The sequence below is a fragment of the Streptomyces sp. NPDC101178 genome (assembly GCF_044767965.1).
Lineage (GTDB): Bacteria > Actinomycetota > Actinomycetes > Streptomycetales > Streptomycetaceae > Streptomyces.
In genome coordinates this window covers 804809-830428 of the sequence record NZ_JBIWOZ010000002.1, presented here as the reverse complement: position 1 = coordinate 830428, position 25620 = coordinate 804809, and the positions used below count along the sequence as shown (strand labels likewise).

General features: G+C 67.7%; 20 protein-coding genes. 11 read left to right on the top strand and 9 right to left on the bottom strand.

Annotated elements, in window-relative coordinates:
* Nucleotides 1–69: 69 nt before the first annotated feature.
* The 5 genes from ACIRR8_RS07830 to ACIRR8_RS07810 all read right to left on the bottom strand — a co-directional run bounded on the left by ACIRR8_RS07830 (nucleotide 70) and on the right by ACIRR8_RS07810 (nucleotide 8539).
* Nucleotides 70–792: an HNH endonuclease gene (locus ACIRR8_RS07830; RefSeq protein ID WP_404060314.1), complete on the bottom strand. Its 723-nt coding sequence runs from the start codon at nucleotides 790–792 to the stop codon at nucleotides 70–72.
* Between the two features lie 32 nt (nucleotides 793–824).
* Nucleotides 825–2201: an AAA family ATPase gene (locus ACIRR8_RS07825; RefSeq protein WP_404060311.1), complete on the bottom strand. Its 1377-nt coding sequence runs from the start codon at nucleotides 2199–2201 to the stop codon at nucleotides 825–827.
* A 190-nt stretch (nucleotides 2202–2391) separates the two neighbouring features.
* Nucleotides 2392–5658 carry a type I restriction endonuclease subunit R gene (locus tag ACIRR8_RS07820; protein WP_404060309.1) on the bottom strand — a complete coding sequence of 1089 codons (3267 nt, stop codon included), beginning with the start codon at nucleotides 5656–5658 and terminating at the stop codon, nucleotides 2392–2394.
* Nucleotides 5655–6890, bottom strand: coding sequence for a restriction endonuclease subunit S (locus tag ACIRR8_RS07815; protein ID WP_404060307.1), 1236 nt, complete (start codon nucleotides 6888–6890; stop codon nucleotides 5655–5657). The genes ACIRR8_RS07820 and ACIRR8_RS07815 overlap by 4 nt, the downstream gene beginning before the upstream one ends.
* Entirely contained in the window at nucleotides 6890–8539 is a 1650-nt protein-coding gene (locus ACIRR8_RS07810; protein WP_404060750.1) for a type I restriction-modification system subunit M, read from the bottom strand. The genes ACIRR8_RS07815 and ACIRR8_RS07810 overlap by 1 nt, the downstream gene beginning before the upstream one ends.
* 833 nt (nucleotides 8540–9372) lie before the next feature.
* Here ACIRR8_RS07810 and ACIRR8_RS07805 point away from each other — a divergent pair.
* The 5 genes from ACIRR8_RS07805 (at nucleotide 9373) to ACIRR8_RS07785 (ending at nucleotide 13137) form a co-directional block, all read left to right on the top strand.
* Nucleotides 9373–10173: a tyrosine-type recombinase/integrase gene (locus ACIRR8_RS07805; RefSeq protein WP_404060304.1), complete on the top strand. Its 801-nt coding sequence runs from the start codon at nucleotides 9373–9375 to the stop codon at nucleotides 10171–10173.
* A gap of 413 nt (nucleotides 10174–10586) precedes the next feature.
* Nucleotides 10587–10871 (top strand): hypothetical protein, encoded by a 285-nt coding sequence (locus tag ACIRR8_RS07800; protein ID WP_404060302.1) that lies wholly within the window; start codon nucleotides 10587–10589, stop codon nucleotides 10869–10871.
* On the top strand, nucleotides 10853–11266 hold the full coding sequence (locus ACIRR8_RS07795) for a DNA-binding protein (protein WP_404060299.1): 414 nt from the start codon (nucleotides 10853–10855) through the stop codon (nucleotides 11264–11266). Before ACIRR8_RS07800 ends, ACIRR8_RS07795 begins: the two co-directional genes overlap by 19 nt.
* 286 nt (nucleotides 11267–11552) lie before the next feature.
* Entirely contained in the window at nucleotides 11553–11990 is a 438-nt protein-coding gene (locus tag ACIRR8_RS07790) for an NfeD family protein (RefSeq protein WP_404060295.1), read from the top strand.
* Nucleotides 11991–12027: 37 nt separating this feature from the next.
* Nucleotides 12028–13137: an SPFH domain-containing protein gene (locus ACIRR8_RS07785; protein WP_404060292.1), complete on the top strand. Its 1110-nt coding sequence runs from the start codon at nucleotides 12028–12030 to the stop codon at nucleotides 13135–13137.
* A 166-nt stretch (nucleotides 13138–13303) separates the two neighbouring features.
* On the opposite strand, the gene ACIRR8_RS07780 is transcribed toward ACIRR8_RS07785, so the two are convergent.
* Complete coding sequence (locus ACIRR8_RS07780; RefSeq protein ID WP_404060289.1) at nucleotides 13304–15952, bottom strand: glycosyl hydrolase family 65 protein; 2649 nt, start codon at nucleotides 15950–15952, stop codon at nucleotides 13304–13306.
* Between the two features lie 99 nt (nucleotides 15953–16051).
* Nucleotides 16052–17266, bottom strand: coding sequence for an erythromycin esterase family protein (locus ACIRR8_RS07775; protein WP_404060286.1), 1215 nt, complete (start codon nucleotides 17264–17266; stop codon nucleotides 16052–16054).
* Between the two features lie 69 nt (nucleotides 17267–17335).
* On the opposite strand from ACIRR8_RS07775, the gene ACIRR8_RS07770 reads away from it, so the two are divergent.
* The gene (locus tag ACIRR8_RS07770) at nucleotides 17336–18145 is read left to right on the top strand and encodes a TioE family transcriptional regulator (protein WP_404060747.1); all 810 of its coding nucleotides are present in this window, start codon (nucleotides 17336–17338) and stop codon (nucleotides 18143–18145) included.
* Between the two features lie 50 nt (nucleotides 18146–18195).
* Here ACIRR8_RS07770 and ACIRR8_RS07765 read toward each other — a convergent pair whose 3' ends face one another.
* Nucleotides 18196–19299 (bottom strand): threonine synthase, encoded by a 1104-nt coding sequence (locus ACIRR8_RS07765; protein WP_404060283.1) that lies wholly within the window; start codon nucleotides 19297–19299, stop codon nucleotides 18196–18198.
* 238 nt (nucleotides 19300–19537) lie between these two features.
* Between ACIRR8_RS07765 and ACIRR8_RS07760 the strand changes: the two genes are divergently transcribed.
* Nucleotides 19538–21130, top strand: coding sequence for a S8 family peptidase (locus tag ACIRR8_RS07760; RefSeq protein WP_404060280.1), 1593 nt, complete (start codon nucleotides 19538–19540; stop codon nucleotides 21128–21130).
* Between the two features lie 77 nt (nucleotides 21131–21207).
* Here the strand turns inward: ACIRR8_RS07760 and ACIRR8_RS07755 are convergent, their stop codons facing one another.
* A complete protein-coding gene (locus tag ACIRR8_RS07755) occupies nucleotides 21208–22617 on the bottom strand; it encodes a glycoside hydrolase family 18 protein (protein WP_404060278.1) in 1410 nt (469 codons plus the stop codon).
* Nucleotides 22618–22961: 344 nt separating this feature from the next.
* Here ACIRR8_RS07755 and ACIRR8_RS07750 point away from each other — a divergent pair, with 344 nt between their 5' ends.
* From ACIRR8_RS07750 to ACIRR8_RS07735, 4 genes are all read left to right on the top strand, one after another.
* On the top strand, nucleotides 22962–23714 hold the full coding sequence (locus ACIRR8_RS07750; protein ID WP_356746936.1) for a GntR family transcriptional regulator: 753 nt from the start codon (nucleotides 22962–22964) through the stop codon (nucleotides 23712–23714).
* 253 nt (nucleotides 23715–23967) lie between these two features.
* Nucleotides 23968–24171, top strand: coding sequence for an SPOR domain-containing protein (locus ACIRR8_RS07745; RefSeq protein WP_404060276.1), 204 nt, complete (start codon nucleotides 23968–23970; stop codon nucleotides 24169–24171).
* A gap of 307 nt (nucleotides 24172–24478) precedes the next feature.
* Nucleotides 24479–24883, top strand: a complete 405-nt coding sequence (locus ACIRR8_RS07740) for an NUDIX domain-containing protein (protein ID WP_404060274.1) — start codon at nucleotides 24479–24481, stop codon at nucleotides 24881–24883.
* Between the two features lie 140 nt (nucleotides 24884–25023).
* Nucleotides 25024–25533 (top strand): ATP-binding protein, encoded by a 510-nt coding sequence (locus ACIRR8_RS07735; protein WP_404060271.1) that lies wholly within the window; start codon nucleotides 25024–25026, stop codon nucleotides 25531–25533.
* The last annotated feature ends 87 nt before the right edge of the window (nucleotides 25534–25620 follow it).

Below are 25620 nucleotides of genomic sequence, written 5' to 3'. Positions count from 1 at the left end.
TCTATTTTGGCGGCGCATTTTTGCACTATTTTCAATTGGGGCGCTGATGTGAAAATCGTTTCCATGATGTTAGTCGATACCTGTGTGCATTGTATGAGTTGCTCTCATGCTCTCACGGGAGGACGTCCAGAAAGAAAGCGCCGCAGGGAAATGGCGATCCTCTAGAATCGAGGCCAGAGGCGTTCCGGAAAAACCCTCGAGGGTTCGAAGGACCTCCGGGAAATCCGCACGACGCAGGCGTACAGCGGTGCGTCTAGCCGCTTCTTCCTTCCCAAGCTGTAGTTGATCGTGCCATCGGATGAGGCCGGAGATGAACATCTCGCAAGCATCCGCGCGACCCTTCCGCAGTTCTTCGCGGTTCAGTCCAAAGACCTCGATGCTGTGTTTACCCTTGGGCGTACGGAATTTTAGCTTGCCCGTCCTCGGAAGTAGCTTCAGATGATCCGCGGGGTCGTCCACAGTCGGGTCGATGAGCAGGCAAGCGCCTGTATCCGGGTCGCAGGGAAACAGGTGGCGTTTCTCGTTGCTGTTGCAGTGAGAGCAGGCCAGCAGATGGTTGTCCCAGCAAAAGGTCCGAAGTGGGGAAAGAGCCTTCGGCTCGAAGTGGTCGATGTCGGTTCCCTGGTTATCCAGGCAGTACATGCAACGGATACGACCGGGGGCCATCTGCTCCAGCAGACTTTTGATGTGTCTTCTGGCAGCTCGCGCACCCTTCCACTGTGCATCGGCTGCGTTGCTTGTGGCTCCTGCGTCCTGGATCTTCTTTGTGCGGGAGTTGCAGAGCTTGGTCATCGCGTCAGTGGCAGGCAGGCGTTGGACGGGGATCATTCGTCACCTGCGAGGTGCGCCGCCATCTCATAGATCCGTGCGGTGCGGGAACTCGACAGCTTGGCTGCCAGGTCCTTGTACTCCGCGACTTCGTCGGCATTCGCTTCCTCATCGAAGACCTTCTCTTCGAGATGCACGAGCCTCTTTCGCAGGTTGTCTGCGTGCTCGGAGTACGGGGTCTCTAGGCCAAAAAGCTCGGAGAGCACGGCATCTTCGCCGCTTCCGTACACGATCCGCTGGTACAGGTCCGGTGCTACGACCTCAGGTGCACGCTGTTCCTCAGGTCCCGGCAGCCGAATGAGTCCACCTGGATCGGCGGCCTGGCAGATGTAGGGGCTATGGCTGGTAACGATGAACTGGATTCGTGGAAAGTGACACTTCAGCCAGTCGCCGATCGCCCGTTGCCAGGTGACGTGCAGATGGGCATCCACCTCGTCGATGATGACCACTCCTGGCATCCGCACGATTGGACGGCCGGTGCTGTTGGTCCCGGAATCGAGGGTCCCGTAAGCGGTCTGGAGTTGTCGGACTATGTCGAGAACCAGGGCCACGACGGTTCGGAAACCATCGCTCATTTCCCTTAGGGGATAGGCCCGGTCTGGGGCGTCGGCCGGTGCCACCCACAGTCCTTCGGACGAGACCCGCAGTGCCCGATACTTGTTGGGCAGCAGGCCGTCGGAGAGTAGTTCCTTAACGGTATCCAGAAGCTGCGTGGCCTCCTCGCTGCCCTCCAGACTCCGCAGCCGCAGCTCCTTGAGCCAGCTGACGCCCTCGGCGAGCGAGGCGTCCTCGTGGAAGAGCGAGGCCATCCGTCCCGCGGGTCCCGGCGAGAGCATGAGCCGTTGGGCTTCCCCGCTGCCCCCCATCAGGCGTCGGAAGGGGCCGTATGCGGCACAAAACCAACCTTGCGGATTGTCAGACCAGGGGCCGCGCTCGGCTGACGGAGACCTGTACTTGATGCCGTCGTATTGGGATAGCGAGGGCTGTACGGCGCCGCCGAAGGCGTTGCGCTGGAGGTCGTCGGCGTTCGGTAGCGTCCAGTCCAGACCGAGCATCATGCGGCCGTCCGGTCCGCGGCCTCGGCCGGTGAGCTGGTCGACTGCGTAGTCAGGTGAGACAGCAGCCTGACACCAGGCGGCTGTCTCACCAGTAGTGATCCAGCCGCTGAAGTTCTGGGTGAGGGTACGAGCGACTCGCGGGCCGGCGAGCGCAAGGGCCAAGGCGCGCAGGAACGTGGACTTTCCGGAGCCGTTGCGTCCCGCGACTACAGTCCAACTGCCTCCATCACCGGGCTGGGGCAGGACGAGTGTGTCAACAGCACGGGCTCCATGGAAACCCCGGACACTGGAGAGGCCGAACTCTGTAACGTACACACAACCCTCCTTACCGATCCTCCGTTCCCTCAGTGGGGATGGCAGTGTCAGCCTCTCATGAGCTGCTGACACTGCCATCTGCCTCGGCTCCGATGCTTCGGACAGCTCCGTGCCGAGACGCGCCCAGCCCTCTGAAAAGGCCAGATTCAGACCTAACAGTCAGCGTTCGCATGCTGGTAGCGGCCGGACGTCAGGCCAGATCGTCCGCGATGACCTCAGTCTGCTTCAGAACGCGGTCGACCGCGCCCGGCTCCTCGTCCGGGGGGTAGCCGAAGAAGTTGAGCAGCAGTTTGACCTTGGCGCGAATGCGATCCTGGGCTTGGCTCTTGACGCGCCAGTCAATAGTGACGTCTCCCGCAACCTGCTCGTACAGCTTGCGGGCGATCTTGGACAGGATGTCCTGTCCCATTTCCAGAGCCTTCGGGTTGGCAGCGATGGCGTCGTAGAACGCCATCTCGTGTTCGGACAAGCCGAGCTCGGCAGCTAGCGCGCGGGACCCGGATACCTCTTGGGCCATCTCGACGAGGAGCCTTGCAGCCTCAGCGGAGCCGATGAGGCCGTTGTGATAGCGGTTCATCACCGCTTTCATTGCTTCGGAGTACTCCTTCTGCCGCGTGAGGTTGCTCGGGTGCGCTTCCTGGATTTCGCGGGCGATGGCGTCCCGCAGGGCCTTGAGCGCCAGGTTCGGATGGCGGCTGTCCCTCAACTGCTGCACGAAGCCCGCGTCGAGGTGAGAGAGATCGGGTTTGGTGAGGCCGGCGGCGTCGTAGATGTCCACGACACCGTCCGCGGCCACCATCTCAGCGTTGAGTTGCTCGATCATGCGGCGAACATCCGCTTCGGTGGCCAGGCCGAGCTGCTGCCGATGTTCCGCGGCCAGCTTCTGATAAGTCGTACGCAGGGTCGCGAAGAAGTGGACGTCGGGCAGCAGGTCTTGCACGTCGGGATGGGTGGGGCAGAGAGAGAACGCCTGGGAGAGCAGGCGGCCGAAGTGCAGGAAGCGTTGTGCGCGGGTGGGCTCGCCCGGTGGCAGAGCAGGCTCGGCGGTCTCCAGAAGGTCCAGGGCTTCACGGAGTGCTTCGCGGTGTCCGACATCCCGCAGAGCTGTGCGCCAGGAGCAGTCCCGCAGTACAGCGTCGACTTTGCTGTGCATGCCGCGTACAGACTTGACCGCCTCGGCGATGTGCGCGCCGATGGTCTCCTGCTCCTGGTCCGCCTCCGAGTACGTGGCCAGCGCGTATTTGAGTTCTCTAGCTACGCCTAGGAAGTCCACCACTAGGCCAGAGGGTTTCTCGTCCCAGGTGCGGTTGACGCGCGCGATGGCTTGCATGAGGGCGGCGCCGCGCATGCGGCGATCCAGGTACATGGTGTGCAGGGGAGGGGCGTCGAAGCCTGTCAGCCACAAGGACTGAACGATGATCAACTCAAGTTCGTCTTCAGGTTTGCCGACACGGTCTTGGATCTTCTTGAGCTGAGTCGGGGTGCGCACGTAGTCCGCAACGTCGGGCGTGTCCCTGCCGGGATTGCCGGTGAAGACCACTCGGATCTTCCCGGAGTCGTCCGGGTAGAGCTCGGTCTCAGGGTCGGGGGTACCGGTCCACTCCCCGCGGCGTTCTGCCAGAGCTCGGAAGAGGCGGGCGGCGTTACGGCGTGAGGAGCAGACGATCATGGCCTTGCCGGGGCTGCCCGTAAGTTTGATCATCTCCTGGCGGCGGATGTCCCAGTGGGAGAGGATCGTGTCGGCGATGGAGCCAATCCGTTCGTGGGCACCGATTAGATCCTCGAAGCGGGCGAAGACGCTGCGTGCCCGGGCTTGCTCTTCCGCAGTGAGCCCTTCGACGAGCCCCTCGGCCTTGGCGTTTAGCTCGTCCAGGTCTATCCCTGCAGGGAGATTGACCTTGTGCAGGATCGGCTCATAGAAGACGGGCACGGTCGCCCCGTCGTCGACGGCCTGTGTGAGGTCGTACGTGTGGATAGTCGGCCCGAAGACCTGGTGAGTGGAACCAGTCCGGTTGTCGATGGGGGTGCCGGTGAAGGCGATGAAAGTGGCGTTCGGGAGGGCGTCGCGGAGGTTTCGGGCGAAGCCATCTTCCAGGTCATAGTGGCTACGGTGGGCCTCGTCGACCACAACGATCACGTCACGTCGGTCTGTGATGACGGGATGCCGGGCGCCGGCCTTCCGTTCCTCTTCGCTCACCCGGAACTTCTGAAGCGTAGAGAAGACGATGCCCCCGCTGTCTTCTCGGCGGGTGAGTAGCTCGCGCAACTGGCTGGCCTTGGTTGCCTTCTTCGGGCTGCCGCTGACCATTTCTAGGCTCTTGCTCTGTGCGAAGGTGTCGAAGAGCTGGGAGTCCAGGTCGATGCGATCTGTGAGCAGCAGGACAGTGGGGTTTGCGACCTCGGGGATGGTGGCAGCGAGTCCTGTGTAGAAGAGCATCTCCTCGCTTTTGCCCGCGCCCTGGGTATGCCAGATGACGCCGGCCCGACCGTCAGTGGCGACGGCTGAGGCGGTGGCGGTGATCGCCTGCCTCACCGCAACATACTGGTGGGCCTTGGCAAGTTTTACGGTGTCGACCTCGCCGCCCATCCCCTCGGCGGAGAACGAGAGGAAGTTCGCGATCAGATCAAGGAAGCGATCGGGCTCGAATGCGCCGTGGATCATGCGGTCGAGCGCGAGGTCGTCGTTCCGCTCGTGCTTGCGAAGGAGAGTGCCGTCCTCCTCCGCGTGCCAGGGGGCCATGTGCTGCCAGGGCGTATGCGGGGTGCCGAGGCGGGCGGTTATCCCGTCACTCGCGAGCGAAAGGAGCAGCGTACGAAATACGCGATCGAGTTTGAGTTCGCGGCGGTAGTTCTGGATCTGGTCGTATGCAGATCTGGAATCGTCCGTGCCGCCTGCTTTCTTCAATTCGATGATGGCGAGCGGGATTCCGTTGACGTACAGGACGATGTCGAATACGAAGACGCGTCCTCGGGCTCCCTTGACGCGAACCTGGTTCGCAGCGACGAGGTCGTTGCCGTGAGGGTTGGTGAAGTCGACAGGTCGGATAGTGACATGTCGTTCCTGCTGAGTGACGGGGGTGGTGTAGGAAACCTTCACGCCAGCCTTTAGACGCTGGTAGAAATTCCAGCTCAGGCGTACCTCATTTGCGGGGAAGGTGTCGAGCAGCCGCTCGATCGCGTCCTCCACTGCGGGCGAGGGCAGCTCGGGGTAGCGCGATGTGATGGCTGCGCGCAGGCGAGGGTAGAGGATGAGGTCGTCCCACCCATTCCGGTGCCCATCCCGGGGGCGGAGGTTCTTGCCCCGGACGTGCTGCCAGCCGCGTTCAGCGAGCTGCTCGAGTGCGTGTTGCTCCCACTCCTGCTCGGACATGGCGCGGCCGGCGGCCGTGCCGATCTGTATGCCTGTCCTGGCCTCTACCTCCGCTTCCGTGGCGGCTGTTCCCCCGTCGGTGGTCATGTGGCGTCCTCCATGATGCGTTCGGCGTCTTTGACGCGGATCTTTCCGGTGAGGAGCTCGGGGAGCAGGGTGTCGCGGAGGGTGGTGAGGGTGCGGTTCTCTCGGCGGAGGACTTCAGACTGCTCCTGCATCGGGTTGCAAACCCTGTTGAACTCGGCGAGGTCGGTAGGTGAGGGTACGGTGATCTTGAGCGAGCGGATATCGCGCAGGCTAAGGTAGTCAGCCATGTCTGTCTGGCCTTTTAGTCGGCCTGCTTGACGCCAAAATTCCTTTCCCTGGAACCAATGGAGCAGGTACAGAGGGGAGACTGGGCTGTTGTTCGTGAGGCGGAAGTAGCAGACCTGTGGGCTGTAGACGAACTCTGGTTGGCCCGCTTCGATAATCGCTACGCGGCCGACAGTTCCCTTTGTAGTCAGGATGACATCGCCTCGCTGGGACACCTTCGGCCCCATGGCTGACCTGTATGAGTTGCTGACGAAATGCGTGAAACTGGGAATGATGGCCCCACGCCCGACGTCGGACACCCGAAGAATCGGGAGCCCTGGCTCGCCGTGTTCTGCCTGTTTGGTGCGGTATCCATCTCCGAGAGTCACGTACCCGCGCTTCACCAGTTCTGCCAGCGTGTGGGGTGTGCCTGCAATGGCGTGAATGATGCTGCGCTCGTGCCAGGCTGAACAGTACTCATTGAGCGTGTTGAGCTGGCGCTCATTGGCCGCGACCTTGTCGTCTAGTGCGCCGAGGACCTCGGCGATGGATCGCTGTTCGCGCAGCGACGGAACCATTGGAATCGGAAGATTCCGGACTTGATCGACACGCAAATGGGCGACAGTCGATCCGGAGGCGCGAGAGTGAAGGGTCCTCTGGACATCCGACCCAAGTAGAAGGTATTGGAGAAATCGCGGAAACACCCGATCGGTATTCGGTCTCAATAGCATGGTGCGCTGACCGAGACAGACCTTCATGCCCTCTTCAACTGCACCAACGCGGCCCACGGGGGCCTCGCGGGTGAGCACGATGTCCTCGGGTTGCGGAGTTGCGCGAGCCGTCCATGTCTCAAATACTTCACGGTTTACCTGGTATGCGTTGGTCAAATTGATTCGACCATCAGCCACGTGCGGAGTTCCGATTGCGTATCCGGCGGCCTTCTCGCCTTCTTGCGCGCGAGGTGGGGTGCGGTTCTTGCAATCCACGATTAGGCTGCACAGGTCGGCGAGTAGGAGCTGTTGCCTCATCAGATCCTACTCAGCTGCTCGTCCACGGCCTTCGCTAGGCGCTCCGATTCCGCGAACTGGTCCCGTAGCAGCGCCGTGAGCCGCGAGATTTTCGCCTCGACCGGCTCGGCGTCAGGGGCGTCCGCGACCTCCGTCGCCCCTACATATCGCCCAGGTGTCAGAATGAAGTCGTGTTCGCGCAGCTCGTCCAGGGAGACGGAGCGGCAAAAGCCCGCGACATCGTCGTACGCGGCTTCGCCTTCGACGCCCCGCCAGGAGCGAAACGTCTCCGCGATTCGCCCCAGCTCAACCTCACTGAACTCCCGCATCGTCCGCGTAGCCATGAAGCCGAGCTCTCGCGCATCGATGAAGAGGACTTGCTCAGCCCGTTCCGCCGACACCCACGGCGATCGCGCAGGCCGCTTTCCCTTCCCCTCCGCCAGGAACCACAGGCATGCTGGGATCTGCGTCGACCGAAACAGCTGTCCCGGCAGCGCCACCATGCACGCGACCAGGTCGTCTTCGACCATCGCGCGCCGGATGTCGCCTTCCCCTCCCGACCTGCTGCTCATTGAGCCGTTGGCGAGGACGATTCCGGCTCGACCGCCGACCGCGAGCTTGCTGACCATGTGCTGGATCCAGGCGAAGTTGGCGTTGCTGGTCGGCGGGGTGCCGTACTTCCAGCGCTCGTCGCCGGCGAGTAGTTCGCCACCCCAGTCGGAGATGTTGAACGGCGGGTTGGCGAGGATCACATCGGCCTTCACGTCACCGTGCTGGTCGTTACGGAAGGAGTCCGCGGGCTCTTCGCCCAGGTCCACCTCGATCCCGTGGATGGCGAGGTTCATTTTGGCGAGCCGCCAGGTCGTCTGGTTCCGTTCCTGACCGTAGACCGAGACATTGAAGCGGTTGCCGCCGTGCGTCTCCACGAACTTCTCGGCCTGCACGAACATGCCGCCCGATCCGCACGCGGGGTCGAGTACCCGCTCACGTTCCTTCGGCTCCAGCATCTCGACGAGCAGCCTTACCACCGAGGGCGGCGTGAAGTATTCGCCTCCCTTGCGCCCCTCGGCGAGTGCGAACTGCGCGAGGAAGTACTCGTACACCTCTCCCATCAGGTCCCGCGCGCCTACTCGCTTCCCGTCCAGAGAGATCTGCGATTGGAAGGTCAACTGGTCAAGAAGTCGCACTAGTTCGGCGAGAGTGGGCTCGTCGACTCGACCGCTGTTGTACATCCTCGGGAGGGTGTCCTTCAGAGGCCGGTTGAACTTCTCAATGGTCCCCATCGCGCCGTCGATGACCTCACCGACGCTCGGACCGTCTGTACTCACCTTGGCGTGCTTGAGTACCTCGTTCCACCGTGCTGTCGGTGGCACATAAAAGATGCCGGCCCCGGTGTACTGGAGCGGGTCCTCAACCGTCTTGCGGATCAGCTCTTCTGGGGCCGGACCCTCCAGTCCCAACCCGGCGAGCATGCCGCCACCCCGCAGCTCCTCCTCCAGCAGCTCCCGCTTCTCCTCCATCGCGTCCGACACGTACTTCAGGAAGACCAGGCCGAGTACGAAGTGCTTGTACTCGGCCGCATCCAGGCTGCCACGCAGCTTGTCGGCGGACTTCCAGAGGATGGACTTCATGTCCTCCGGCTTGGCTTGCTTCTTCTGGCGGGGTGGCACGGGAGGCTCGCTTCGTCGTCGTATAGCGGGGATCAGGGAGACGTGTGTCGTGGTCCAGTCTCGTACAGATCTACGCCACATCCTTCGCATCGGCGCAAGGTCGTCACCAATGGATTCGGCCACGACCTACTTGGTTCGTCTCTGCTCGTGCTCTAGCTGGCGACGCAGCTCAGGGCGGCGTGCTCCAGTCCGTTCAAGACGTCTCCATACTGGCGGCCGCCGTGAGCGGCATCACAGATCAGGCTTGGAGGTTCGCCGAAAGAGGTGGATTAGCAGCGAATGTCTGGTCTGGTTGGGAGGGCCGGGCAACGATCTTCAGTGCTGGGTTCAGGTAGCAAGGAGCATGGATGGCGAGCGTCTTTCAGAGGTGCAAGGGGGACACCCGGGATCGGAACTATCCGTGCGTGCGTCCACGCTGCGGTCACGCGTGGACCGTGCGATACCGGGAGCAGGGCGGAAGGCGGGGGCGGCAGAGGGAGAAGTCGTTTCCGCGGAGGATCGGCCTGGACGGTGCGGACGCCTTCGTCGCCGGTGTGGAGAAGGGCAAGAAGGGTCGCGTCTGCGTCGATCCTGCGAGCGGCGCCATGTCCTTGTCGGTCTGGGCTGCGGAGTGGCTGGAGCGACGAGTCATCGGTGAGGCAACCCGCTGCAACTACGAAGGGTTCATCCGCAACCATCTCGGGCCGAGCCTTGGCCGTAAGCCCCTGGCTGAGCTGGTTCGCCGGGACTTTGAGTAGTTCGTCAAGGACATCTACCGAGGCGGTGCAGGGCTGGCTGCATCGACGGTGAACGACCGGATGGTGATGGTGGCTGCCATCATGGAGGCGGCCGTCGTGGACAAGCGCATCACGGAGAATCCGGCCCGGGGTATCCGGATCTCCCGGAGGGATGCGCTGGCGGTGGACGAGGACGAAATTCCGACGTCAACCGAGGTCGATCTGATCGCTGCGCACATCGCGCCACGCTTCCGCCTCACCGTCTACCTCCAGTCCGGCACAGGCCAGCGCCCCAGTGAAGCCCTGGCCTTCTCCACCGAGTGCAGGCGGCCTGGCTACGTCAGGATTCGATGGCAGGTCAGTGCCAAGGCGCACCGTGAGGACTGCCAGACACCCTTCGTGCCGCTCAAGCATCGGCTGGAGAAGGAGTGTCGAGACGTCCCAACCGCCCTGTTCGTTGAGCAGGAGATCGACACGCACCTCCTGAAGTGGAAGCCGGTGCCCGTCGTTTTCATTGGGCAGAAGGGGAAACGGATTCGACTCGAGACCTTCTTTGCTCCACGTCAGCCTGGAGCTGGCGTGATGCCGTCCATCGCGTCCTACGGCTACCAGTTCAAGAAGGCATGCCTCTCGGCCGGCCTGGTCGATCTGGACGGCAATGCCAAGTACACGCCTCGTAGCCTGCGGCACTTCTTCGCATCCACGGCCCTGGCTAACGGTGTGCCGATCCACGAGGTCTCGCGCTGGCTGGGGCACCGTTCGGTCAAGACGACAGTCGACATCTATGGGCATTTGCTGCCCGGCGCCTGGGATCGCTGCCGGGAAGTTCTGCAGCGCGCTATGCGGCCCGCATCCCCGGATGCGATGTCTCTTCCGGACCAGCATGTGGGCTGGAGCGCGGGCAACCGAGCTGCATAGGGGTGCGACAGGTGTCTCCCCTGCGTGGTGCTGGGATAGAACGCCCGTGCTGGGATGGTGCTGGGATGACCCCTGCTAACCCGGCGTTTCCGCAGGTGGGAGCTCTGCACTACGGATTCCGCTTCAACGTGTAGCCGCTGACAGATCACTACGTCGCTGATCTGGCAAACATGCAGGTCAGATAGGGTCCGACTCTTCGGGGTCGGGCCCTTGGTTTCTTCCCGTGCTGGGATGGTGCTGGGATAGCTGACCGCTCGTCACCTGTCGTCATCCCTGGTCATCCGTACCGTGCTGGGATCGTGTTGGGATGAGATGGGGGCCCGTGCTGGGATTTGGGTGAGCGGGGCGCTGACCGAGCTGCGAAGGTAGCGCGGATGCGGCGCTTTTCCTACTCGTTTGACACAATCGGGGGCATGGCTGAGGCAACGTACAGCATCGGGGAAGGGCCGGCGACGCGGGTGAGCTTGTCGCTGCCGGAGGGGACCGCGGAGGCGATCCGGGCTCGGGTGGGCAAGCGGGAGTTCTCCGCGTTCATCGCCCAGGCGGTCGAGCGTGAGCTGCGCGGGCAGGTCCTGGACGAGTACCTGGCGGACTACGAGAGCCGCAAGGGGCCGGTCTCCGAGCCGGCTCGTCAGCGGGCGCGGCAGGTCTTCGACGAGGTGTTCGCCGAGGAGGCCGAGTGGCCCGCCGCAGACTGAGTCACGAGGGGACGCTCGTCCTCGACAGCGAGGGGCTCTCGAAGCTGCTCGCTGACGAAGAACAGGTGGTGGCTCTGATCGCTGAGGCGCGCTCGCGCGGCATGGAGGTCGTGATCAGTGCGCTCACCATCATCGAGGCCGTCCACGCCCGTGCGAACAAGTCACGCCTGAACTGGGTGCTTTCCGGGCTGAGGGTCGTCCCGGTCGGTGACGAGGAGGCGAGGGCTGCCTCGAAGTTGCTGATGAGTGCCGGGTTGCACGGACACAAGTACGCGATCGATGCGGCCGTCGCCGAGGCCGCGCTGCGACAGCGCCGCCCCGTGGTCATGCTGACTTCCGATATTGACGACATGGCCAAGCTGTGCGGCGAGTGGGTCCGGCTCGTGGCGGTGTGATTTCCCTTGGTCCGGCTCAGTAGGAGCGGGGTCCGTAGGGGCTCCCGTGACCGAGGAATGGCTTGAGGTCGTCGCCGCTGGGTTTCGGCGGCGTGGGCAGTTTCGGCGCCGAGGCCGATTCGGTGAGGTTTTGGAGGTGCGCGTCCGCGAACGCGAGCCACGCCCCGACCTCGGTTCGCTCCTGCCCGGGCGGAAGTGATGTGGCGGATCGGGCAGGGGCGGAAGCGGTTCCGTCCCAGGGCCGGCGGGTATGTGACATATAGGTCCCCCTGGGGAGGCTGATTCGATGCCTTGGCTCGCATGGTTGCTGGCCGCCGCGGCGCTGGGCGTCGCGGAATTCTTCACCCTGACCCTGGTCTTCGGGCTGCTGGCCGGCGCCGCGCTGGTCGCCGCTGTGGTGGCAGGTGTGGGCATCGGCCTGCTCGGTCAGCTCGTGGCGCTGGCCCTGGCGGCGGTTGCGGGGCTGGTTCTCGTGCGGCCTGTCGCCTTGCGGGCCCTGACCGGCTCACCCGTCACCCATGAGGGCAGCGACGCGCTGATCGGCAAGCGGGCCGAGGTCATACAGGAGGTGACCGCGACCCACGGTCTGGTCAAGGTCTCCGGTGAGGAATGGTCCGCTCGCGCGCTCGACGAAAGCCATGTGATCCCGGTGGGAGCGCTGGTGGACGTCATGGAGATCGACGGCGCCACAGCCGTCGTGTACCCGCGCGAACTTCTTCCGTGAACGCATGAACGGCTGAACACCTAGCGAGGGAGGACGCATGGATCCGGTGGTCATCCCGATTCTTGTGGCGGCGATCGTCGTTGTCTTTCTGGTGGCCGCCACGGTGCGGATCGTTCCGCAGGCGCGCCGCTACAACATCGAGCGATTCGGCAGATACCGCCGGACGCTGCAGCCAGGCCTGAACTTCGTCCTGCCGGTGGCGGACCGGGTCAACACCAAGCTCGACGTCCGTGAGCAGGTGTACTCCTCCGATCCCAAGCCGGTGATCACCGAGGACAACCTCGTGGTCAACATCGACACGGTCCTCTACTACCAGATCACCGACCCACGGGCGGCGGCCTACGAGGTCGCCGACTATCTGCAGGCCATCGACCAGCTCACCGTCACCACGCTGCGGAACGTCATCGGCTCCATGGACCTGGAGGGGACGCTCACCTCACGTGAGGAGATCAACGCCCGCCTGCGGGCCGTCCTCGACGACGCGACCGGCAAGTGGGGCATCCGCGTCAACCGGGTCGAGATCAAGGCCATCGATCCGCCGAACACCATCAAGGAGGCGATGGAGAAGCAGATGCGGGCCGAGCGGGACAAGCGCGCGGCCATCCTGCACGCCGAAGGTGAGCGGCAGGCCAAGATCCTCACGGCGGAGGGTACGAAGCAGAAGGACATCCTGGAGGCCCAGGGCACGCAGCAGGCCATGATCCTCCGGGCGGACGGCGAGTCCAAGGCGGTCGAGCTCGTCTTCCAGTCCGTCCACCGCAACAACGCCGACGCCAAGGTCCTGGCGTACAAGTACCTCGAAACGCTCCCGCACCTGGCGCAGAGCGACAACAACACGTTCTGGGTGATCCCGGGCGAGCTGACGGAGGCGGTCCGTACCGTCACCAGCGCGTTCGGCGACCGGTCGGCGATGGGATCCCCCGTGGCCGCGGAGCGTGCGGACGCGGCGGACGGCGGTACGGACGGTACGTCGGACGAGGCCGCGACGCAGGAGATCCAGGGCGACCCGACGCTCGCCCTGGACGCCGCCGCGGCCGCCGACGAGGCCGCGAAGCAGGCCGAGGTCGCGGTGAGCGACGCGAAGGCCGAGGCGGAGGCGGCGGGCGAGACGCAGATGCCGGGCCGGGGGCAGGCGTCCGGCGGCTGAGGAGCTCAGCGGCTCAGCGGTTGAGCGGTTACGAGAGGGAGGCCGGGGCGTTCGCCGCCCCGGCCTCCCTCGCTTCAGGCACTTCAGCCGCGCCGGATCCGTAGCGCGGTCCTGTACAGCACGACGAGGGCCGGGCACGCGCACGCGGTCACGCCCGCAACGCCCCCTACCGCCCCGCCTCCACCCTCAGCTCCGCCACTCCCGCCGGCTTCTCCGGGTCCTCCGAGACCACCGTCACCCGGACCTTCCGGGCCGTGTCGCCCGCCAGGTAGGGGCGCCAGAAGCGGCCGTCGACGGAGGTCTCCACCGTGTGGGAGGCAGGCGGTACGTCGCTCCAGCGCGGGGTCACCGCCGTGATCCGCAGCGGGCGCGGGCCCACATCCACCGTCAGCGTCCCCGTCGCACCCTCCGGCGACCAGGACGTCGTCGGAGAACCGTCCACCGCCGCCTCCGCGTAGAGGCCCGGCGACTCCGAGGTGGCCGTCACCGGGCGGCAGCGGGCCGCGTCGGCCGTCGGGGTCAGGTCCGGGCGGCGGGTGGGGAGGGTGAGGGACGAGGAGAGCCGGCGTGCGCCCTCCGCCGTGTGGACCGTGAACGGCGTGCCCGACGTCAGGCGGACCGTGCTCGTCCGGGCGCCGATCTCGACCTCGTACGTCGCGTCCCGGTACCGCAGCCCCGTCAGCCGCACGCCCTCACTCAGCTGCGGCGGCAGCAGCGGGTCCAGGTGGACGCCGTCCTCACGCAGGCGCAGGCCCGTCAGGCCGTGCGTGAAGACCTGGAGGAAGCCGCCCTTCCCGGTCAGGAAGTCCTCGGCCGGGAAGCCGGAGAGCGGGTCCTCGGCGCCCGACTTCTCGCCCTTCGCCTCGGAGAACAGGTCGTACGGTCCGCGCATGAAAGGCCGTACCGCCCGCTGGAGATACGTGTACGTCGAGCAGCCCGGCTCTCCGATCGCCGCCGCGTCGATCGCGTGCACCGAGTCGGTCATCGCCGGGCCGTCCGGGTCGGTGCGGGCCGCGTAGTAGTCGAGGGTGGCGGCCGCGGTGCCCGGCTCCATCGGCCACTCCAGCGGGTACATCAGCAGGACCGTGTCCGCCTGCTTGATCGTGGAGCCGTTGTACCCCGCGTACTGGAGGAAGACCTTGCGGGCGGAGTCGTACGGGATGCGGAGGCCGTCCGCCACCCGGTTCCAGCCGGTCGGGGGGCGGTGGCCGAGGAGCTGGGCGGCCCGGGTCGCGTTGCGCAGGGCCGTGGCCGCGACCGCGTTGGTGAAGACGGCGTCGTCCACGCCGTTGCTGTACTCGTCGGGCCCGGCCACGTTCTTGATCGAGTAGCTGCCGTCCGTGTTCGCCGTGGCGCGGGACTGCCAGAAGTCCGCGATCCCGCGAAGGAGCGGCCAGCCCCTGGCCGCCAGCCAGTCGCGGTCGCCGGTGGCGAGGTAGTACTGCCAGACGGCGAGCGACACATCGCCCTGGAGGTGGTTCTGGGTGAGGCAGTGCGGCGGGTCCCAGCTCTGGCACTCGGAGTCGATGCGGCCCCGGCTCGCGCTGGTCCACGGGTAGAACAGGCCCCGGTGGCCGTACTTCTCGGCGTTGGCACGGGCCGCGCCCCGGGTGCGGTAGCGGTACTCGACGACCGAGCGTGCCAGCTCCGGACGGGTGGCGAGCAGGCCCGGGAACATCCAGGTCTCGGCGTCCCAGAAGATCATGCCCGCGTAGTTGTCGCTGGTCAGACCGGCCGGGGCGATGCTGTCGGAGGAGCCGCGCCGGGTGTTGGCCAGCAGCCCGTACTGGGTCGAGCGCAGCCAGCGTTGCAGCTCCGGGCGGCCGGGGACCAGGACATCGGCGGACCAGGCCTCGCGCCACGCCGTCTCGTTCGCCGCGAAGATCCGGTCCCAGCCACGGCGGGCCGCGCGGTGGGCAGACTCGCGGGCGTCGTCGGCGGGGGCCGTGGAGGTCAGGGCGGTGTCCACGCCGACGTACTTCTCGAAGGTGTACGTCCGGCCCTCGCGGACCGGCGTCGGCCTCGGGGCCGTACGCGACTCGGGGCGCAGCGTCTCCACGACCCCCGAGCCCCGGCGCATCGTCTGCGCCACCGCGCCCTCCACGCCGGTGCCGAGCGTCCTGAAGGTGCCGTTCTCGCGCAGCGTGATCCGGCGTGCGCCCCGGTCGTCGAGGCGGCCGGTGACCGTCGCCGTACCGCTCCAGCGCGGTGTCATCCGCAGGCGTACGGCTCCGGTGTGGACGTCGGACCGGTCGGCGAGGACGTCGTACGTGAGGTCGGTGGCCCGGCCGTCCGCCGTGGTCCACCGCAGCGAGGTGCGGACGACGCCGCAGCTGAGGAAGACCGTCTGGCGGTAGTGCGAGACCCGGCCGGCCGGTGTGTCCGCGCCGAACTTCTCGTTGCCGACGCCCACCTCGATCGTCGTCCAGCTCGGCAGCGCGGCGATCACCTCGCGGCCCTCGGAGACCGCCTTGTCCCGTGCGTAGAGCCCGGAGACGAACGCGCCGTCGTAGCGCGGCGTGTAGAGCGGCCAGCCGGTCCTCTCGCCGGTGGCCGCGTAGCCGGTACCGGCGGCCGGGACGCGGTGGCCGAGGTAGCCGTTCCCGACGTACGCGTCGTAGCCCTCGGCCTCTTCGAAGCGTGTGGAGGTCAGGGCCCAGGCGGGGTCCTGGCCATCCGTCCGGCCGCAGGCGGGTACGGAGACCGGCGGCGGCTTCGGAGTGGTGGCGGCGGTTGCGTGGGGGAGGGGCGGCAGCGGTGCGATCAGGGCGGCCGCGACCAGGGAGGCGAGGACGGAGATACGCGAGAGGCTCACGGTACGAAGGTAGGGAGGCGGCCGTACGGGCGGGCGGTACGGCACGCCCGCCCCGAGAACTCGGCGTGAACGCGCCCGCCGGATGGCCCCCTCCCGGCTTCAGCTCTGCGCGAGGTCCTTGACGAAGACCAGGCCGTCCGTCTCCGCCAGGTGCGCCGGGTCCAGGCCGAAGTAGCCGAACCACGGGGACACGCGAGGTGCCGGGAGCGGCTCGCCCAAGGTGGCGGACAGCGCGCGGGGATCGATGAGGAAGCGGTCCGCCGGGAGCGCGTACAGCAGGCCCTCCACCGTCTCCGGCGGCGGCTCGTCCACACCCTGGTGCCGGATCGTGCCGAGAGCCGTGGCGAGGAACCCGTACTCCGCTCCCAGCCGCGCGCTCACGAGCGATCCGGCGCTCCACCACTCCAGCCGCTCACCGCCCAGCCGCATCGAACTCCTCTCGCGCTGGAGATGGCTGTTGTGGGCGAAGGCGAGAACCGGGCCCCGGGCGGCGAGATCGAGGAGGTTCTCGGCCATCATCCGGTCCCGCACGCCGAGCAGCCGGGTCAGGCGGGCGGGCGAGGTGTCGGCCATCCAGAAGTGGTAGCGCAGCAGGCCGGTGGCGGTGCGGCCGTACAGCCGGGCACGGTCCCAGGCCCCCCGGCCGGCCGCCGCGATCAGGTGCGGGGTCCGCTCGTCGAGCAGTGACACCAGGTCGGCGGCGAGGAGGTGGAGTTCCGCCGCCTCTGAGGAGCGGCCGAAGGATCGGGACGGGTCCGTCATCGCGGCGGGTTCGGTCCAACGGGCGTCGGGGCCGAGGAGGCGGTCGAGCGTGGCGGCGGTGCAGGGCAGCAGATGGTCCACTTCCAGCCAGGAGGCGAGAAAGGTGTGGAGCGCGGTGAGGGCCTGCCGGGGGCTCGCGGCACCGGTGATCTCCAGGGGGCCGTCGAAACCGGCCAGGCGGAGGTGGTCGGAGGCGTCCCGGCCGGTATTGAACTCCCTTGCCCAGCGGACCAGTTCACGGTTGGCGACGGACGCGCCGAATGCGTGGCTGAATCCGTGCGCCATGGCCTCGTCGAGCGTGCCGGTGCCGGAGGTCACGTACGCGTCCAGGCGCAGGCCTGCCAGGCAGTCGCTCTCGATGGCGATCGTCCGGTAGCCCTCCTGCTCCACGAGGTGCCGGAAGAGTTCGTTGCGTACGTCGAGCAACGTGTCCTCGCCGTGCGTCGGCTCGCCCAGCGCGAGGACACGAGGGCGGGAGGGGAAGAGTTTCCGGACGGCGGAGGCTTCGACGGCATGCGTGAGGTGCGCGATACGCGCGGTGCCAGGGGTCATGCATTCAACGGTATCGTTGAACTTTCGGTGGAGACTTTTGTCCGTGAGGGCCTGGAGGGCGTGGATTTCATGGAGGAAAAGCCTCAAAGTCGGGTACGCCTTCGGCCGGTCGACCTGGCCCGTCCGTACGGGCTCTCCACCCAGGCCGTGCGGAACTACGAGGAGGCGGGCGTCCTCCCGGCCGCCGAGCGCACGGCGAGCGGCTACCGCACCTACACCCCGCTCCACGCGCGCGCCCTGGCCGCCTTCCTCGCTCTCCTGCCCGGCCATGGACACCGGACGGCGACGGCCCTCATGCGGGCCGTGAACCGGGGCGCGGCCGACGAGGCGTTCCTCCTCGTCGACGAGAGCCACGCCCAGCTCCTGGAGGACCGGCGGACTCTGCGCGCGGTGGAGAACGCCCTGCGCGACCTGGGGCCGGAAGCGCGCGACCTGGGGCCGGAGGCATGCGGTCCGGGGCCGGAAGCGCGTGATCCGGGGCCCGAGGCGGGGCAGTCCGGGCCGCCCGGAAGTCCCTCCGCCACCTTCATCGGGCCGCTGGCGGATCAGCTCGGTGTCCGGCCCGCCACCCTGCGCAAGTGGGAGGCGGCCGGGCTGGTCCGCCCGCGCCGTGACCCGCTGACCGGTTACCGCGTGTACGGCGAGGCCGACGTCCGGGACGCCCGGCTCGTCCACCAGCTCCGGCGCGGCGGCTACCTGCTGGAACAGATCGCCCCGCTGCTCGACCAGGTCCGGGCGGCCGGCGGCCTCGCGCCCCTGGAGGCCGCCCTCGCCGACTGGCGCTCCCGGCTCGCCGCCCGAGGCCGCGCGCTGCTGGCGGGAGCCGTGGAACTGGACGCCTACCTGCGCGAGCTCAGCCCGCCCGGCGACAGCCCCTAGGGTCGGTCGTCAGACTGCCGCCTGCCCCGCGACGGCACTGAGGACAGCCCCTAGCCCGCCATCCCCGTCTTCACCCCCGCCCCGCACAACGGCACCACCACGCTGCCCGGCGGCCGGTTCGCCGCGCCGTCCCGGACCGCCGCCCAGCACGCCACCCCCGTCGTCTCCACGAAGAACCCGCGCGCCGCCAAGTCCTTCTGCGCGTCGCGGATCTCGTCCTCCGACACCGTCAGGAACGTGCCGCCCGACGCCCGTACCGCCGCCAGGATCTGCCGGGCGCGCGGCGGACGCGGGATCGCGATGCCCTCCGCCAGGGTCGGGGCCACCGGGCCCGTCGGCAGCAGCTCCGCCGCCCCCGCCCGGAACGCCTCCGCCAGCGGTGACACCGCCTCCGCCTGCACGGCCACGAGCCGCGGCCGGTCCGCGATCAGGCCCAGCGCGTGCAGCTCGGCGGTGGCGAGGGCCGCGCCGAGGAGCAGCGTGCCGTTGCCGACCGGGACCACCAGCGTGTCCGGGAGCCGGCCGCCGAGGTCCTCCCACAGCTCGTACACGTACGTCTTCGTGCCGTGCAGGAAGTACGGGTTGAAGACATGCGAGGCGTAGAAGACTCCCGGCTCGTCCGCCGCCGCGCGGGCCGCCAGTGCCGTCGCCTCCCGGCCGCCGGGGACGGTCACCAGCACCGCGCCGTGGGCCCGGATCTGCTCGGTCTTCTTGGCCGACGTGCCCTCGGGGACGTACACCGTGCAGGGCAGTCCCGCCCGTGCGCAGTACGCGGCGACCGAGGTGCCCGCGTTGCCGCTGCTGTCGGCCACCACCCGGTCCGGGCCCAGCCGCCGGGCCAGCTCCGCCAGCATCACCGCGCCCCGGTCCTTGAAGGAGAGCGTCGGCATCAGGTAGTCCAGCTTGGCCGAGACGGTCTCCGTGAGTGCGACGAGCGGCGTCCGGCCCTCGCCGAGGGAGGCCTCGGGGGCGGCGAGCGGCAGGATCTCCTCGTAACGCCACAGTGAATTGGCACGCCTGGAAAGCACCTGCGCACAGAGCCCTGAGGCCGGTGTGAAGTCAAGGTCCCACGGGCCCCGGCAGGTGGGGCACCGCCAGGTCAGGGCTGAAGTGGGGGACCGGGTTCCGTCCTGGGGGCAGTGGTAGGTGGTCATGGTCGCCAGGATGTCAGGCATATGGCAGGTGAATGGCGCGCGTATGGCGGGGCTCAAGGCACCCTTGTGGGTTTGCCATGGATCGGTCAATCTTTCGCTGGCAGCAGGGCATGCCGGTCGCGGACGACGCAGAAAACGGGGCGTTCGGATCGCCGATTTGTCATGCCCCTGTCGGGAGTCCCGCGCGGCTCCGGCACCACCCCCCACCAGCGCACCGCCTATGAGGAGGACCCCTCACATGTCAGTGATGCGTCACACCCCCCACGCACGTCGAAGACTCGCCGCGGCGACCGTCATAGCCACCGCAGCCGCAGTCGCCCTCGCCACCGCCGGCACCCTCCCGGCGACCGCGGCCGAGAGCGCACCCGAAGGCGTGATTCTGAACGCCGGCGCCCCGGGCACCATCAGCGACAGCTACATCGTGACGCTGAAGGACTCGGCCGCCAGGTCGGACTCCGCCCAGGGCAAGGCCCTCGCGAAGAAGTACGGCGCGTCCATCGAGCGGACCTACCGCGCGGCCCTCAACGGCTACGCGGTCGAGGCCACCGCCGCGGAGGCCAAGAAGTTCGCCGCCGACCCGGCCGTCGCGTCCGTCTCGCAGAACCGCACCTTCACGGTCTCCGCCACCCAGAACACCCCGCCCTCCTGGGGCCTGGACCGCATCGACCAGCGGAACCTCCCGCTGGACCAGCGGTACACCTACCCGGACAAGGCCGGCGAGGGCGTCACCGCGTACGTCATCGACACCGGCGTACGGATCAGCCACAGCGACTTCGGCGGGCGGGCCTTCAACGGCTACGACGCCATCGACAACGACAACGTCGCCCAGGACGGCCACGGCCACGGCACGCACGTGGCGGGCACCGTCGGCGGCACCGCCTACGGCGTCGCCAAGAAGGCGCGGATCGTCGGCGTCCGGGTGCTGAACAACCAGGGCTCCGGCACCACCGCGCAGGTCGTCGCCGGCATCGACTGGGTGACGGCCAACGCCGTCAAGCCCGCCGTCGCCAACATGAGCCTCGGCGGTGGCGCGGACTCGGTGCTCGACGCGGCTGTGCAGCGGTCCATCAACTCCGGCATCACGTACGCCGTCGCGGCGGGCAACGAGTCGACCAACGCGAACACCAAGTCCCCGGCCCGCGTCGCCGACGCCATCACGGTGGGCTCCACGACCAACACCGACGCCCGCTCCAGCTTCTCCAACTTCGGTGCCGTCGTGGACATCTTCGCCCCCGGTTCCTCGATCGCCTCGGCGTGGAACACGAGCGACAGCGCCACCAACACGATCTCCGGTACGTCGATGGCCAGCCCGCACGTCGCCGGCGCGGCCGCCATCTACCTCGCCGACAACCCGGGCTCCACCCCCGCCCAGGTCTCCGCCGGTCTCGTCGCGGCGGCCACCACGGGCGTCGTCGGCAACCCGGGCACCGGCTCCCCGAACCGCCTGCTGTACGTCGGCACCGGCAGCACCAACCCGCCGGAGCCGGGCAAGAAGTTCGAGAACACCACCAGCTACCCGATCAACGACAACTCCACGGTCGAGTCGCCGGTCACCGTCACCGGGATCACCGGCAACGCCCCGTCGGCGCTGAAGGTCCCGGTCAACATCTCGCACACCTACATCGGTGACCTGCGGATCGACCTGGTCGCCCCCAACGGCACGGTCTTCAACCTGAAGGCGTTCGGCTCCGGCGGCAGCGCCGACGACGTGGTCACCACGTACACGGTCAACGCCTCCTCCGTCGCGGCCAACGGCATCTGGAAGCTCCGGGTCGCCGACAACGCGCGGGCCGACACCGGCCGGATCAACAGCTGGGGTCTGCAGTTCTGACCCCGGTGGAGCGGTACTGAAGCGGTGACATGACGTTGGGGCGGTCGCATCACGCGACCGCCCCAACCTCACTTCTCCTAGCGGCGGTTGAGACCGCGGTCCACGGCGGTCACCAGCTCACCGTCCTCCGTGTCCCCGTCCAGCGACCAGAACATCGCGCCACCCAGGCCCTTGTCCCGGATGTACGAGGTCTTGGCGCGCAGCACCTGCGGGTCGTCGTACGTCCACAGCGTGGTCCCGTCGAAGAGCCAGGCGTGGCCGTTCTTCGTGTCCCGGTGGACCTTGAACGTGCCCGACTCGGCCAGCTTCTTGAGGACCTTGTAGTCCTCGTAGCCGTTGGCCCAGGTGGCCGGAGCCGGACCGGTGGCCGGCTGGCCGAGGCCGTTGCCGCCGCCGCTCACTCCGGTCCAGCCCTGGCCGTACGTCGGCATGCCGACCACGAGCTTGTGCTTGGGCGCGCCGCGCTTGATCCAGTCCCGCACGGTCTGGTCCACGCTGAAGTCGTTCTTCGCGTAGAGCGCCGACTGCTGGGCCGTCTTCTTCTCGCCCGACACGTGGTAGTCGTAGCCCTGAAGGTTGACGAAGTCGAAGTCCTTCATGAGCCGCTTCACGTCGAAGCCGGCGTCGATCGCCTTCGGGTTGGCCGGGACGTACGCCGACAGGTCGTAGTGCTTGGGCTTCGGCTTGTGGTGCCCGTGGCCCTTGCCCTTATGCCCGCTGTGCTTGACGGCCTTCGCCTGGCTCTTGGCGTACGCGTCGAGCTGGACGCGGAACTCGCTGATCAGGGCAGTGAAGTTCTTCTTGTCCTCCGGCCGGAAGACGGTGCCCTCGTTGGCCGCAGAGCCGGGCCACTCCCAGTCGACGTCGATGCCGTCGAAGACACCGGCCGCCGCGCCCTGGCCGCCGCGCGCGCCGTCCACCGGCAGGTTGCCCTTGATGTACAGGTCGATGCAGGAGGCGACGAGCGCCTTGCGGGAGGCCGCGGTGCGCACCGAGTCGGAGAAGTGCGTGGACCAGCTCCAGCCGCCGAGCGAGATCATGACCTTGAGGCCGGGGTTCTTGGCCTTCAGCTTGCGGAGCTGGTTGAAGTTGCCCGCGAGCGGCTGGGTGTCGGTGTCGGCGACGCCGTCCACCGAGTTCGCCGCGTCGAGCGGACGGGCGTAGTCCGCCCAGGCGTCGGCCTGGCCGGCGATGTTGCCGGTGAAGCACTTGCCCTCGGCGCTGACGTTGCCGAAGGCGTAGTTGATGTGGGTCAGCTTGGCCGCGCTCCCGCTGGTCTGCAGGTCGTTGACCTGGAAGTCGCGCCCGTAGACGCCCCATTGGGTGAAGTAGCCGATGTTCTTGTACGCGGGCCGGTGGTGGCCCTTGGAGCGGTCGCCGTTGCTCTGGCCGCGGTCCGGGCCGGCCACGGCGGCCGGGGCGGCACTCGCCAGCAGGGCGAAGGTGACGCCCGCGATGGTCAGTCGGGACAGGTTTCTTCGGGGCATGAGGCTCGTTCCTGTGCGTGATCCGGTGCGGGAGGGACGTACGGATGCGGAAGGGGTGTGCGGAGCCGTGCTGTGCACAGGAAGGTATTGGTCTGGACCAAAAACGGTCAAGAGGTGGGGAGTTGCGGTCCGCCGCGGTCGTGTCGGTCGCCGGGGTTCAGGGCAGGGACTCAGGGTGGGGATCCGGGCGAGGATCTGACCGGGAAGCGCTCTGGTGCCGTCGGTCGATCCATGCATGATCCGCTTCAGTGTCATCACATTGAGTGAAACTCTGGCCCATGCTTGCGGTGCGCAACCCACGGTTGTCAGGCTGTTGCAGACTGTCAACCTGTTGGGAGTGGCCTGTGACTTTCGGTGAGCAGCCCGCCTATCTGCGCGTGGCGAGCGATCTGCGGGAGAAGATCGTGAACGGCGCGCTGCCGCCCCATACCCGCCTGCCGTCGCAGGCCCGCATCCGGGAGGAATACGGGGTCTCGGACACCGTCGCCCTGGAGGCGCGCAAGGTCCTGATGGCCGAGGGGCTGGTCGAGGGCCGCTCCGGCTCCGGGACGTACGTGCGCGAGCGCCCCGTCCCCCGCATGATCGCCCGGTCCGGATACCGCCCGGAGAAGGGCGCCAGCCCGTTCCGCCAGGAGCAGACGGCCGACGGCGTGCGCGGGACCTGGGAGTCCCGCAGCGAGCAGGAGGGAGCGAGCGCCGAGGTGGCCGAGCGGCTCGGCATCGAGCCGGGCGACCGCGTCATGCGGACGCATTACGTGTTCCGCGAGGCGGGCGAGCCGATCATGCTCTCCACCTCCTGGGAGCCCCTTTCTGTCACCGGGCGTACGCCGGTGATGCTCCCCGAGGAGGGTCCGCTGGGCGGCTGCGGTGTGGTCGACCGGATGGCGGCGATCGACATCGTCGTGGACAACGTGGCCGAGGAGGTCGGCGCGCGGCCCGGACTCGCGGAGGAGCTGCTGGCGCTCGGCGGGGTGCCCGGCCATGTGGTCATCGTGATCGGGCGTACGTACTACGCCTCGGGGCGCGCGGTGGAGACCGCCGACGTGGTGGTGCCCGCCGACCGCTACCGGGTCGCTTATCACTTGCCGGTCAGATGAGTTGACGCCCCGTCGGACCGCCCCGCTCCTTCGTGAGCTGGGGCGACGGGGTCGAGAAGGGGGCGCATCCAGCGGATGCGCCCCCTTCGTCATGGCCGGATGTGTATCTCTTTGTGCAAAGACGCCTGCGCTGAGTGAAGGTCAGGCGTACGCTCGGGCATATGCGCACTGCGGTTTCCTGGGGATCCTTAGAAACGTGCACGCCGGTGTCGTGCATGCCGGTGTCGTGCACGCCGGCGGAGAGAGGGGCGACATGCGGGGGAGCGACACGATGAGCGACAGCGGCGCCGTGCTCCCGTGGCTGGTGATACGGCAGGACGACGGCGGCAACCGCTACCGCGTCGGCAGATACGCCACGCAGGCCGAGGCGCAGAGGGTCGCCGACGGCCTCGACGACCGCAAGCACCGCCAGGTGTACCGGGTGGAGCGCGTGGGGCAGGGCGGCGGCCGGCCCTGAGGGCCTGAATCGCTCACGCCGGGCTCCGGGGCCGCGACCGTGCTCAGGAGCCCGCTGCCACGCTCGGGAGCCACGGGCCGGGCTTCCAGGGCCCGCTGTCACGCTCGGGAGCTACGGGCCGGGCTTCCGGGGGCACGGGCCGCGCTCCGGGGCCCGCCCTCGCGCCTCCTGGGCCGCGCGCGCCGCACGCCCGCCATCGCGTCTCCGGCTCCACCGGCCCCCTCCGGCACCCGGCCGCGCAGGCGGTAGGGTCCCGCCCGTCCGGCAGGAGCGTTCCGGGCGAGGCGAGGCGAGCGAGCATGGAGCGGTGATGGCGGTGCTGATCGACACGGTGGCCTGGGTGCTGATCGAGGACGGCAGGATCCTCTGCGCCCGGCCCCGGGGCAAGGACGTCTTCTACATCCCGGGCGGCAAGCGCGAGGGCGCCGAGACCGACCTGCAGACCCTCCTGCGCGAGATCGAGGAGGAGCTGACGGTCGGCCTGATCCCGGAGACCGTCGTCCACGCCGGTACGTACGAGGCGCACGCCCATGACGGTCCCGGCGCCCCCCTCGTCCGCATGAGCTGCTACTACGCCGACCATCGCGGTGCCCTGGCCGCCAGCAGCGAGATCGAGGAGGTGGCGTGGTTCTCCTACGCCGACCGCCCGCTCGTGCCGCCGGTGGACCAACTGCTCTTCGACGACCTCGCGGCCGCGGGCGAACTGCGCTGATCCGAGGCCTGGCGGCGGGCCGGACCGGGTACGCCCGTCTGCACCAAACCCCGGGCTCTGCGGTAGTAAGTCATAAATGGTGGGTATGGGCTGATTGTCCCCATTTGCCTATGGGGTGAGTCCGTGGCCGGCCCTGGGAAGTGATCGGCGTGACCGAGACCGAAGGTGACTGCGCCGAGTGGACCTTCCCGGCCGAACCGGGTTCCGTGCGCTGCGCCCGGCACGCCGTTCGTGACGCCCTGGACTGCTGGGGCCTGGACCCGGCGGTCGGTGACATGGCGGTTCTGCTGGTCAGCGAGCTGGTCACCAACTCCCTGCGGTACGCCTCCGGCCCCATCGGCGTACGTCTGGAGCGCACGCACCCGGCCGCCGGGAGCAACGGGTCGGGTGAGCTGACCGGAGACTTCTCCACCGACCTCCGGCTCGCCGCCGCCGGCCGCTCGCGCACCACCGACCGCCGGCGGGCCACCCCCGGACTGCTGGTGGAAGTCTCCGATCCGCTTCCGGATCCACCCACCGAACGCAGTGCGGGACCCGATGACGAAGGTGGCCGGGGACTGCAGCTAGTGGCCTGTTCCGCACGCCGCTGGGGGACTCGTCGCGGAAAAAGCGGCAAGACGGTGTGGTTCGAGCTCGCTCTCCCTGGTTAGGAGTGGGGAGGGACGCACAGCGATCACCAGAGGTCGGGCAGAACCTGGCTGAAAGGGACTGAGACCTTGCTGTGATCGTGAACGCCG